General features: G+C 66.7%; 13 protein-coding genes. 6 read left to right on the top strand and 7 right to left on the bottom strand.

The features are described 5' to 3' along the window. From VFP86_14020 to VFP86_14010, 3 genes are all read left to right on the top strand, one after another. A partial coding sequence (locus VFP86_14020; GenBank protein ID HET9000751.1) for an ABC transporter permease subunit occupies nt 1-312 on the top strand: 312 nt, incomplete at its 5' end. Continuing rightward, entirely contained in the window at nt 302-1,306 is a 1,005-nt protein-coding gene (locus tag VFP86_14015) for an ABC transporter ATP-binding protein (GenBank protein ID HET9000750.1), read from the top strand. The genes VFP86_14020 and VFP86_14015, both read left to right, overlap by 11 nt. Beyond that, nucleotides 1,307-2,305: an oligopeptide/dipeptide ABC transporter ATP-binding protein gene (locus VFP86_14010; protein ID HET9000749.1), complete on the top strand. Its 999-nt coding sequence runs from the start codon at nt 1,307-1,309 to the stop codon at nt 2,303-2,305. It abuts the gene before it with no gap. Between the two features lie 61 nt (nt 2,306-2,366). On the opposite strand, the gene VFP86_14005 is transcribed toward VFP86_14010, so the two are convergent. Next, a complete protein-coding gene (locus tag VFP86_14005; GenBank protein HET9000748.1) occupies nt 2,367-2,639 on the bottom strand; it encodes a DUF4242 domain-containing protein in 273 nt (90 codons plus the stop codon). Between the two features lie 577 nt (nt 2,640-3,216). Here VFP86_14005 and VFP86_14000 point away from each other — a divergent pair. Next, nucleotides 3,217-4,242, top strand: a complete 1,026-nt coding sequence (locus VFP86_14000) for a DUF2157 domain-containing protein (protein ID HET9000747.1) — start codon at nt 3,217-3,219, stop codon at nt 4,240-4,242. A 79-nt stretch (nt 4,243-4,321) separates the two neighbouring features. On the opposite strand, the gene VFP86_13995 is transcribed toward VFP86_14000, so the two are convergent. Further along, nucleotides 4,322-5,176 (bottom strand): amidohydrolase family protein, encoded by an 855-nt coding sequence (locus tag VFP86_13995; GenBank protein ID HET9000746.1) that lies wholly within the window; start codon nt 5,174-5,176, stop codon nt 4,322-4,324. A gap of 94 nt (nt 5,177-5,270) precedes the next feature. Here VFP86_13995 and VFP86_13990 point away from each other — a divergent pair, with 94 nt between their 5' ends. Next, complete coding sequence (locus tag VFP86_13990) at nt 5,271-5,651, top strand: hypothetical protein (GenBank protein HET9000745.1); 381 nt, start codon at nt 5,271-5,273, stop codon at nt 5,649-5,651. Between the two features lies 1 nt (nt 5,652). Next, a complete protein-coding gene (locus tag VFP86_13985; protein ID HET9000744.1) occupies nt 5,653-6,012 on the top strand; it encodes a hypothetical protein in 360 nt (119 codons plus the stop codon). 16 nt (nt 6,013-6,028) lie between these two features. Here VFP86_13985 and VFP86_13980 read toward each other — a convergent pair whose 3' ends face one another. The 5 genes from VFP86_13980 to VFP86_13960 form a co-directional block, all read right to left on the bottom strand. Beyond that, nucleotides 6,029-6,991: a GNAT family N-acetyltransferase gene (locus VFP86_13980; GenBank protein ID HET9000743.1), complete on the bottom strand. Its 963-nt coding sequence runs from the start codon at nt 6,989-6,991 to the stop codon at nt 6,029-6,031. A 56-nt stretch (nt 6,992-7,047) separates the two neighbouring features. Then, nucleotides 7,048-8,214: a sialidase family protein gene (locus tag VFP86_13975; protein HET9000742.1), complete on the bottom strand. Its 1,167-nt coding sequence runs from the start codon at nt 8,212-8,214 to the stop codon at nt 7,048-7,050. A gap of 19 nt (nt 8,215-8,233) precedes the next feature. Further along, nucleotides 8,234-9,283 (bottom strand): sialidase family protein, encoded by a 1,050-nt coding sequence (locus VFP86_13970; GenBank protein HET9000741.1) that lies wholly within the window; start codon nt 9,281-9,283, stop codon nt 8,234-8,236. Then, nucleotides 9,280-10,125, bottom strand: a complete 846-nt coding sequence (locus tag VFP86_13965; protein ID HET9000740.1) for a carbohydrate ABC transporter permease — start codon at nt 10,123-10,125, stop codon at nt 9,280-9,282. The genes VFP86_13970 and VFP86_13965 overlap by 4 nt, the downstream gene beginning before the upstream one ends. Then, nucleotides 10,122-10,940: sugar ABC transporter permease (locus VFP86_13960; protein ID HET9000739.1), on the bottom strand; the 819-nt coding region annotated here is incomplete at its 5' end. The genes VFP86_13960 and VFP86_13965, both read right to left, overlap by 4 nt.

The following is a 10,940-nucleotide window of genomic DNA, read 5'->3' as shown; positions in this document are numbered from 1 at the left end:
AGCCTCGGGTACAGCGACGCCCGCATCATGTTCCGGCATCTGCTGCCCAACGTGATCGTGCCGGCGCTCGTCTTCGGCATGAGCGACTTCGTGCTGGACATCCTGGCCGGCGCGTCGCTCGGCTTTTTCGGCCTCGGCGTGCAACCCCCCACGCCGGAGTGGGGCGTGATGATCGCCGAGGGACGGAACTTCATCATCACCGCGCCGTGGGTGGTCATCTTCCCTGGGGTCGCGATCATCGTCACGAGCTTCTTCGTCAGCCTCATCGGCGACAGCGTCTCCGATATCGTACGCCGGGTCCGTGCGTCCTAGAGACGTCCTGCGCGTCGAGGCCCTGACGGTCGCGTTTCGGGGCGGTCGCCCAGTCGTGCGGGGCGTGTCGTTCGAGATCGCCCCCGGCGAGGCGTTCGGCCTGGTGGGCGAAAGCGGATCCGGCAAGAGCCTCACCTGCCGCGCGATCTTGAGGCTGTTGCCGCGCGGAGCGACGGGCGGCGGTCGGGTCACGTACGGGGCCCACTCGCTTCTGGAACTCGCCGAGGCCGAAATGCAGGCGCTGCGGGGATCGACCATCGCCATGATCTTCCAGGACCCCATGACCGCCCTCAACCCCGTTCTGCGTGTCGGGGACGCGATCGCGCAGGTGATCCGGTCCCACGAGGGGCTCGGCGCGCGCGCCGCCCGGACGCGCGCGCTCGAGATGATGGAGCGCGTCGGGATCCGCGATGCGGCGCGCCGCGCGGCCGCCTATCCCCACGAGTTCAGCGGCGGGATGCGCCAGCGTATCCACATCGCCATGGCGCTCGCGGCACGCCCCACCCTGCTGCTGGCCGACGAGCCCACGACCGCGCTCGACGTTATCGTCCAGGCCGAGATCCTGCGCCTCCTCGACACCCTCAGGCGCGAGCAAGGGATGAGCCTGCTGCTCGTGTCCCACGACTTCCGCGTCGTCGCCGGCCTGTGCGACCGCGTCGGGGTAATGTACGCTGGCGAGCTCGTCGAGCTCGGTCCGACGCGCACGGTCCTCCTCCGGCCGGAGCATCCGTACACTATCGGGCTGATGAACAGCCTGCCCGAGGCCGTGGTCGGCGAGCGGCTCCGGGCGATCCCGGGGGCCCCACCCGACCCCGAGCGCCTACCTCCGGGATGCGTGTTCGCCCCGCGCTGCGAGCTGGCGGTAGATACCTGCAGCGCGGCGCCGATCGCGATGTCGCAGACGTCGCCGGGGCACTGGTCGCGCTGCATCCGGATCGACCATCTGGACGAAATACGCGGCAGCCTCGCGGCGGCGGACCGCGCCGGCGCGTAGATGCTGCTCGTCGCCGAGCACCTGACGAAGACCTATGCGCACCGGCGGGGATGGTCGCCTGCGCCGGGCAGCCGGGGCGTCCGCGACGCCGTGCGCCCCGCCCTCGTGGACGCGTCGCTCTCCCTCGAGCGCGGGGAGTCCGTCGGCATCGTCGGAGAGAGCGGATCCGGAAAATCCACGTTTGCGCGCTGCCTCGCGCTGCTGGAGCGACCGGACGCGGGCCGCGTACGTCTCGACGGGATCGACCTGACGGGGCTCGGCGCGGGTCCCCTCCGGCGCTCGCGCCGGCGCATCCAGGTGGTGTTTCAGGACCCGTACTCGTCGCTGAATCCGCGACTCACGGTCGGATCGACGCTCCGAGAGGTGTTGCTCGTGCACCGCCTGGCCGCCCGGGACGGGGTCGCCCGCCGCGTCGACGAACTCTTGGACCAGGTCGGGCTGCCGGCCCGCGCCGTCGACCGGTATCCCTCCGATTTCTCCGGCGGGCAGCGGCAGCGGATCTGCATCGCACGGGCGCTCGCCGCCGACCCCGACGTCCTGATCGCCGACGAACCCGTCAGCGCGCTCGACGTGTCGATCCAGGCGCAGATCCTCAATCTGCTTGCGGACCTGCGGGCGCAGCTCGCCCTGAGCATGATCTTCATCAGCCACGACCTGCACGTCGTCAGGTACATCGCTCCGAAGATCGCGGTCATGTTCGGCGGGCGGATCGTTGAGGTACTGCCCCCAGGCATGCCCCTGGAACGGGCCCAACATCCCTACACGCAGGCGCTCCTCGGCTCGAGATCACGGCTGGAGCCGGGATGGCTGATGCAGAGTCGCGATCTCGGGGCGGACCTTTCCACCTCGCTGCCCGCGACGGGGTGTCCCTTTCGCGAGCGGTGCCCCCACGCGTTCACCCCGTGCCTAGAGGTGGATCCCCCAGCCCAGGATATCGGCAACGGCCACAGTGTTGCTTGCCATTATGTTGCGGAGGCGTTTCCATGCGCGGGGAGGTAGTTGGGCAGGAAGGGCGGCAGTTTCCTTTCCCGCATCTTCTTCCTCTGTCCTTCTCGAGCAGCTACTCCGAGGTCGTCGGGTCAATCATATTCTTGACCGCGGAGACGCGGTTAGCGGGGAATCCACCCTGCTTTGCATGTTCTCGCACCATCTGCTCGTTCGGAGCGATGTAGACGCAGTAAATCTTATCGTCAGTCACATAGCTCTGAACCCATTGTATCTGAGATCCCATTTTACTCAGGACGCCACATGACTTCTGCGATAGAGCACGGAGTTCTTGCGGGGATAGTTTACCGGCATTGGGAACGTCCCTTTCGATGACATACTTGGGCATGTCGCCAGACCTCCCTGGATCCCGTTTGGCGACGACTTTCTGGCCGGCCATGTTCCATCCCTTCAATCGCACGGCTGTGACGCGGTGTCTGTCCTCAACGCGATCCGGTCGGGGCATTACCACAAAATGACGGAGAGTGCGTAGAGACTGACGGCGAGAGCCCCAAGGACACACATCAGCGCGATTGCGACGCGAAGGGCTCCGACGAAGATCTCACCCAGGCCGTGTTCTTCATCACCCTCGATTGCGGGCCCCTCCCGACGCGCACGTGGAGCGGCGTCGGGACCTGATGTCCCCCCTTGCGGGACGGCGTATCCAGCAGCCATTCCGTATGTGTTGAGTAGCGCGATCGCCATAGCCTCGCCAGGGCGTCCGCTCTCTCCCGGAATGTCCATTGGCCATCCCTCCTGCCGATCGTCCTTGCCACAGACGGTAACAGGCCCTCGAAGAACCGGCATCGGCCTTTAGACCCAGGAGGGGTTCCGCGCGCCCTTAGGCCCTTCGACCGATGGCGGGGGGGCGCAGGACTGGTACTCTTCGGACCGGAGAGATTGCGACTCAGTGGACGGTGAAGACAATGAACATCGTCAAACGCGATTTCCTTCAGGCCGCGATAGACGGCGGGGTCTCCTCCGAACAGGCGGAAGTCCTCTGGAAGGCGCTCGAGAAGCATCACGTTCGATCCGCGTCTTTCGACGTGCCCAACGTCGCATACTACCTGGGCGCCCTCGTCGTCATGGCCGCACTGGGCTGGTTCATGACCACGGCATGGGAGCGGTTCGGCGGCCGCGGCATCTTGGGGATCGCTGTGGTCTACGCCGCCTGCTTCGGCCTTGTCGGGTACCGGCTCTGGCAGAGGGAGCCTTACCGGGTGCCCGGGGGGCTCCTCGTGACCCTCGCGGTCTGGATGGTCCCCCTCGCGATCTATGGACTCGAACGGACCACGGGCATCTGGCCGCAGGGAGATCCCGGCGCCTACTCCGGATACTACGCCTGGATCAAGGGCAGCTGGTTTCTCATGGAGATCGGCACCATCGCGGCCGGCCTCGTGGCGCTCCGGTTTGTGCGGTTTCCCTTCCTCACGTTCCCTATTGCCTTCGCCTTCTGGTACATGTCGATGGACCTGGCTCCGCTGCTCTTCAGACAGCCGCACGATGCGGGGTCCGACGCATGGAATGACAGATTGTGGGTGTCGCTCGGCGTGGGCATGATCATGCTGGTCCTCTCGGTTCTCACTGACCGGAGGACCCGGGAGGATTATGCCTCCTGGGGGTATCTCTTCGGCCTGCTGTCGTTCTCGGTCGGCCTTTCAGTGCTGATGCGCACTGAGCCCTCATGGGCGGTGTACAGTCTGGTCAACCTGGCCCTGATGTCCACCGCGGTCGTCCTGCAGCGGCGCGTGTTCCTCGTCTTCGGCGCGATCGGGGTGTACATCTATCTCGGGCACCTCGCCTACGTCGTGTTCAAGGACTCTTTAATGTTTCCGTTTGCGCTGACCGTCCTCGGGCTCGCCATCATCTACGGCGGCGTGCTCTACCAGCGGGATCACGAGCGGATCGAGTCGTACGTCCGCGGGACGCTGCTTGGGCGGGCCACTAGGTAGCGCCAGGAGACCACGTGGAGGTGATCCCGAAGGTGGCTGCACCGCTCACCACCCTGACGGTTACGCTGTGGCCCGGCTGCTACGGCACTCCCAGCAATCGCCGTGCATTGTCACGCAGAATCTTCGGCCTGACCGCGTCTTTAATTGACAGGGCGGCAAAATCGGCGAGCCACCGCTCCGGTGTCATGAACGGCCAGTCCGACCCGAATAGGCACTTGTCCTGGAGCAGGCTGTTGAAATGCTCCACCAGCTCCGTGGGGAAGTATTTGGGCGACCACCCAGACAGGTCCAGGTAGACGTTCGCCTTGTGGCGGGCGATCGCCAGCTGCTCTGCTTGCCAGGGCCAGCCGGGGTGCGCCAGGATGATCTGGAGGGACGGAAAGTCGGCGGCCACATCGTCCAGAAGCAGCGGGTTCACGTATTTGAGCTTATAGCCACCACCGCCCGGCAGGCCCGCCCCTGTCGCCATTGTGCCGGAGTGGAACAGGCAGACGAGCCCGAGCTCGGCGGCGGCTGCCCAGAGCGGATAGAATCGGTCGTCGTTAGGGGCAAACTTTTGCAGGCCGGGATGCAGCTTCAGGCCGCGGAGGCCGAGCACCTCGCGGGCCCGGCGCGCTTCGTCGACGGCCAACCGTCCTTTCCAGGGGTCGACGCCCGCAAACCCGATGAAGACGTCAGGATGGGCCCGCACGGCCGCGGCGATATGGTCGTTCGGAACGGGTGGCGCCCCGGTGGCTGTGGACGTATCCATGGCGAGCAATACGGCCATCATGCGCCGTGCCCGGTATTGCGCGGCCAGCTCGTCCATCGAGGTTGACGCGATCGACCGGCCGAAGTACTGCCCCATGGCCTCGAGGTCGCTGCTGAGGACGCCGATGGCTTCCGGGCTGGTAGGATGGACGTGGACGTCGATGGCCGCGAGATCCGTTGTCATTTCCGTCATAGTTCCTCGTCGTCGCGACGCTTCCTCGCGCCGCTTGGGGCCATTGCATGAACCGTTCGTGACCGGCGCGAAAGGGGGATGAATCATGCTTCGGATGCATCGGCTCAGCCTTGCCTTAGCGTTGACCTTGGCCACAGCACTCGCTCTCGCCGGCAGCGCTCCCGTCGACGCACAGCAGCAACTGCCCGTCACGCTTGTCTCGATCACCTCGCCCGTCAGCCACGGGCGTGCTGCCAGCATTTCCGTCAAGACGGCCCCCGGGGCATCGTGCACGATCACCGTTACGTATAAGTCAGGCCCGAGTCGCGCGAAAGGGCTCACCCCGAAGACGGCGGACAACGCCGGTAGGGTGGAATGGAGCTGGATCGTCGGCACGCGAACCACGCCCGGGACGTGGCCCGTCTCCGTGACGTGCTCGAGTGGCGGGAAGACGGGAACGCTTCACGCGTCGTTCGAGGTGCAATAGCATGCCCGGCGTCGCGAAGAAGACGAGGAATGAACGGAAGGCGACCGACGTCGACCCGAGCTTCATGCCGGTCGTAGCTGCGTTTGCCAAGAACCGGCACGTCGGCTGCGGAAAGATGTTCAGTTCCAAATCCGTCTTGAATGTGGACGGGAAGATCTTCGCGATGCTCGTCCGGGGAAAGTTCGTCGCGAAGCTCCCCAAGCAGCGAGTCGACGAACTCGTGAGGAGCGGCACGGGCCACTACTTCGATCCCGGCCACGGGCGGCTGATGACACAGTGGGTGTCCGTCGGGGCTGGACGAGCGAACTGGGTCGAGCTCGCGAAGGAGGCCTACCGCTTCGTGAAGCGAGGCACCCCGTGAGGGCGGTGTTCAGGCGTCACGTCTCTGAGTGCACTTCCGTCCGGTACATGAAGTGCCGGTTGGTGGTGACGAACCCCTCACGCTCGTAGATGTGGTGGGCGCCAGTCACGTTCTCGGAATCGACTCCAGAGAGACAGGCCGTCATCCCCGCCTCGCGCGAGGCAATCAGTCCGGCCCGGGTGAGGGCGACCCCGAGGCCGATCCCCCTCCACCGGGGGCGTACGCCGATGTAGCGCATCAGCGACTGCCGCTTGCCCGTCAACGCGTTCTGCTCATCATGGATGATAAAGTGGCCGAACCCAGCGATCTCCGCTCCGTCCCACGCCACGAGACTGAGCTGCGGCTTGAACCACGGCCGGTGCACATATTTCGTCCAGAGCGGGAGGGACATCCCCATGAACCCACCCCAATGGTCCGCGAATGCGTCGTTGAACGCCTGCACCCAGGCTTCCTCGTCCTGGCCGACCCGGTAAGGCCGGACGGCGATCCCTTCCGGGACGCGGGCCGGCGCGAGGTTTTCGAGGTTGGGGCGGAGGATGGTGAGGAGGGTGCGCGCCTGTCGGAGGCCACACGACTCGAAGAGCCGTATCGACGCGGCATCCTCCACGTCGCATCGGACCTCGAAGATGCCCCGTTCGGCCCCGCGCCCCGCCACGATCTGGCCGGTCCGGTGCAGTGCCGCCTCGAGCAGTTCGCGCGCGGCAATTCCATCGCGGACCCGCCGGTGCAGGACGCCCCACGATTCCAGGATGGGCACCGCTTCGTCTCCCCGCGCCCACACCCGCACGTCGCGGGCCCCCAGCAGGTCCGGTCCCTCTTCTGCGGGGACCACGAACAGGTCGGCCCCAGGCGAGAACCAGGGGTAGTCCAGGAACTCGCGCAGGCCGGCCGCGGTCATCGTCGGCGAGGAACGGGCGCTGTTGATCAGGCTGGCGAGGGCTTCGAAGTCGTCCGCGCGGTACGTGCGGAGCCGGGTCACGGGCGATCTCCGACGCTCAGGCCGTCGCGCATCACCGGCGCGCTCATGCGTCGCCCCTAGGCCCGCGCGATCCGGTAGATCGCGCCCTCGACATACTGCCGGCCCTCGGCGTTGAAGAGGTGGTAGCCGGTGAAGACCCGCCCGTCGTCGACCAAGATCGAGCTGGGGTAGCCGATGTGCCACAGCACGCCTCTCTGGATGACCGAGTTGAGCGGCTCCCCCTCCCAGGTGGGGAACACCGGGCGCACCTTGGCGGGATCATAGGAGGCCAAGGTGAACACGTCGTCCTGCGACCAGCGCTCCCCTTCCGGGGAGACGGCGATCCGCACCCCCATCGGCTTGGTCCGGTAGCTGTAGGCGGCCAAAACCGCGCCGTCCTGCAGCGTGATGGCGTCGGTGGGGTAGCCCCACAGCTTCGTTGTGCGCGGCCAGCTCCACGACATCCCGTCGTCCTCGGAGACCGCGGTGTAGATGTACCCGCTGGGCGGCCCCATCTGCTCGCCGGGGTCCGCAGGCGACGGCCAGCGCTGGGTCCGCATCAATGCCAGCAGGCGCCCGTCATGCAGCCGCACCAGGCCGGGCTCATGGTAGTGGATGATCTCCGCGGGATCGTAGCCCATCGTTCCATAATAGTGCCAGCTCTTTCCCTTGTTGGGCGACCAGAGCACGAACGAGCGCTCCCGTTCGGAGCTCGCGATGTCGGGCATCGTGCGCTGCCAGCGAAACCCATGCAGCGGCATCAACAAATCACCATTCGGCAGCTCCACGATCGCGTCGCGCACCCGCGCGTTGCGCATCGGCGCGAAATTCACCCTCGCGGGCGGGCTCCACGTGTGACCTTTGTCGGTCGAGCGGGTGAGCCAGACGCCGTCGATCTCCGACTGCCCATGCTGGCGGTCGATCCGTCCGTCGTTCAGGTACCGCCAGCGGTTGCCGTGGACGAGCAGGGAGCCGTCAGAGAGCCGGCAGACGGCCGCGACATTCCAGCCGGCGTCCTCCTCCTCGGCCATGACGGTGACCTTGGAAGCAGGGTCCCACGTCTTGCCGTGGTCCTTCGACCGCACGAGGATGATCGTGCCCGTGTCCGTGTGGACGAGGCCGCGGTTCTGGGCGAGCACGCCGACGAGCTCGCCGTCCCCCAGGTTGGCAACGGAGACCTCGGCGCAAAAGTTGGCCCCGTCGCCGTAGACGTGCACGCGCTGCAGGTCCACCACCCGGTACATCGCATCACTCCTTGTGCCGCTACATCGAATACTGCGTGCCTTGGATGCAGGTGACGCCCGCGGCGTCTTCGCCGTAATAGGCCGTGAACACCAGGCCGGGCGAGACGAGCACCGACGACGGATACCCCAGGTTCGCGTTCGGGAGGTCGCCCCGCAGCGTCAGCTCGTGGGCGATATCCCAGGTCCGTCCGCCATCCGGACTGACGCAGCCGCGAATGGAATACGGGAGGCGGCGGTGTCCATACACGCAGAGCAGCCGGTCATCCCCGAGATCGAGCACGTGTGGCGGGCTTCCCCACATCCGCGTTGGGCGCGGCTCCGTCCAGGTCACCCCGCCGTCGTCGGACTCCGCCTGGTACAGAAACCCGGTGATCACCTCGCGGATCAGCGCGACAAGCCGCCCTCCCACCCGGACCAGAGCCGGCTCGGAGAACTGCCGGTCCGGGGCGCTCGCGACTCGCGCCCCGACGCTCCACGTGGCCCCCCCATCGCCGGAGCGCAGCAGGTAGATCTGGCGCCACCGCGGGATGTCCGTGACGGCGAAGAGCAGCGTGCCATCGGGCAGCTCGGCGGCGCTCCGGATGGTGTACGCGCCTTCGTAGGGCGCGGTATCGATCCGCCGGCCGACCTCCCACGTGTACCCCTCATCGCGGGACCGGTGGACGTACGCCCCATCGTTGCCGCGGGCCCAGGGGTAGCCGGCCCGCTCGTACAGGCCCGGCGTCCGGCTGCGGCCTTCGCGCGGGGACCACGGCCGCCACCGCCAGCGCCACTGGAAGAGCAGGAGGTCTCCGTTCGAGAGCCGGGTGAGGCTCGGGCACTCGACGCCGTACCAGTCGTAGCCGGGTGCAACCATCGGGGCCGACCAGGCGCGCCCCTGATCCACAGAGCGGGTCAGGACATTGTAGAACCGCGGGTCGGCGGGACTGTGGAGCACCTCGGCCCGCCTCATGCTCTCCATGAAGGCGATCAGCCATTCGCCCGTGGCCAGTTCCAGGATGCTGGGGTGCGAGCAGTAGGCGAACGGGTCTCGGTGCACCACGGTGTCCGCGGCGGAACGGGGGGTCATCCCTTGATCCCCGCGCTGGTCGCGCCCTCGATGAACTGGCGCTGCAGGAACAGGAAGACAAGGATGCTGGGCAGCGTGAGGATGGTCATCGCCGCCATCGCGGGCGCGTACCCTCCAAGTTGGGTCGACTGGCCCACGCCGGTGCCGGGGGTGAAGGCGGCCATGCCGACCGGGAGCGTCTTCATGTCCTCGCGGAAGATCACCAGCAGCGGCCACAGAAAGGCGTTCCAGTAGTTGGTCGAGAGCAGGATGGCGCCGGCGATCACGGCCGGCCGGGCCACCGGCAGCGCCACGGTCCAGAAGATGCGGAAACGGCTGGCGCCGTCGATGGATGCCGCGTCCTCCAGCTCGCGCGGCATGGAGAGAAAGAAATTGCGGAACAGGTACACGCTGAAGGCGCTCGCCAGCGAGGGGACCATCAGCGCCAGATAGCTGTTTACGAAGCCGATCCGGAGCACGCCGATGAACAGCGGCACGATCGTCATCTCGGTGGGGATGATGAGCACGGCCAGGACGAGAAAGAACAGCACGTTGCGTCCGGGGAAGTTCAGGCGCGCCAGCGCGTACCCAGCCATCGCCCCGGTGGTCAGGCTGACCGCGGTCGATGCCGCCGTGACGATCGTGCTGTTGAGGAGCCAGTGCGCCACCGGCTTTTGCAGCACCTTGACATAGTTCTGCACCGTGACGGTGCGGGGCAGCCACTCCACCGTGCGGGTCATCACCTGACCCGGCGGTTTGACCGACGTCGACACCATCCAGACCAGCGGCAGGGCCCAGGCCACCGCCGCCGCCATGCCGGCCGCCCACAGCGTCCACGTGCTCCAGCCGATCCTGCGCCTCACCACGTCCGCTCCCGGAACAGACGCAGCTGGACGACCGTGACGATCAGGATGGTGACGAACAGCATCACCGAGATCGCGCCGGCGTAGCCGAGCTGGTACTTGGAGAAGCCGATCTCGTACACGTAATGGATGACCGAAGCGGACGCGCCCGCGGGACCGCCGTTGGTCATGATATAGATCTGGCTGAACACCCGCAGCGTGCCGATGATCAGGAGCGTCACGACGAGGCTGAGCGCCGGGCGCAGCAGCGGAAGAATGATGTGGACGAGCGTTTGGAGGCGATTCGCGCCGTCGATCGCGGCCGTCTCGCGCAGTTCGGCGGGGATGTCCTGCAGGCCGGCCAGCAGCACCACCATGCTGAACCCCGCGTCCCACCAGACCGAGGCCATCCCGATGCCGTAGAGCACCCATTTCGGGTTGGTCAGCCACGGGACGTCGGGGACCCCGAACCGGCCGAGGTACTGGTTGACTAAGCCGAACTGCGTGTCGAGCATCCAGACCCAGACGAGCCCGATCACCGTGACCGAGACGACGTTGGGCGCGTAGAACGCCGCGCGCGCAAACGTGTAGCCGGGCCAGCGCTGATTGACGAACAGCGCCATCGCGAGCGCCACGAGCGTGGTGGCGGGGACGACGAGCAGACCGTAGTGCAGCGTGTTCGACCAGGTCTTCCAGACCCAGGGGTCGGTGAAGGCCCGAACGTAGTTCTTGACGCCGATCCAGTGCGGGGCTCCGATGATGCCCCAGTCGGTGAAGCTGACGTAGATGCCGAACAGGGCCGCCCCCAGCGTGACGACCAGAAACGGGAGAAAGAA

This window comes from bacterium (assembly GCA_035703895.1).
Taxonomy (GTDB): Bacteria; Sysuimicrobiota; Sysuimicrobiia; order Sysuimicrobiales; family Segetimicrobiaceae; genus Segetimicrobium.
This window is presented reverse-complemented; position numbering and strand designations above follow the sequence as displayed.

What these genes read in the sequence shown, in the direction of transcription:
- VFP86_14010 (HET9000749.1), top strand. Translation starts at nt 1,307, where the DNA reads ATGCTGCTCGTCGCCGAGCACCTGACGAAGACCTATGCGCACCGGCGG.
- VFP86_13990 (HET9000745.1), top strand. Translation starts at nt 5,271, where the DNA reads ATGCTTCGGATGCATCGGCTCAGCCTTGCCTTAGCGTTGACCTTGGCC.
- VFP86_13975 (HET9000742.1), bottom strand. Translation starts at nt 8,214, where the DNA reads ATGTACCGGGTGGTGGACCTGCAGCGCGTGCACGTCTACGGCGACGGG.
- VFP86_13995 (HET9000746.1), bottom strand. Translation starts at nt 5,176, where the DNA reads ATGACAACGGATCTCGCGGCCATCGACGTCCACGTCCATCCTACCAGC.
- VFP86_13970 (HET9000741.1), bottom strand. Translation starts at nt 9,283, where the DNA reads ATGACCCCCCGTTCCGCCGCGGACACCGTGGTGCACCGAGACCCGTTC.
- VFP86_13985 (HET9000744.1), top strand. Translation starts at nt 5,653, where the DNA reads ATGCCCGGCGTCGCGAAGAAGACGAGGAATGAACGGAAGGCGACCGAC.
- VFP86_14005 (HET9000748.1), bottom strand. Translation starts at nt 2,639, where the DNA reads ATGCCCAAGTATGTCATCGAAAGGGACGTTCCCAATGCCGGTAAACTA.
- VFP86_14000 (HET9000747.1), top strand. Translation starts at nt 3,217, where the DNA reads ATGAACATCGTCAAACGCGATTTCCTTCAGGCCGCGATAGACGGCGGG.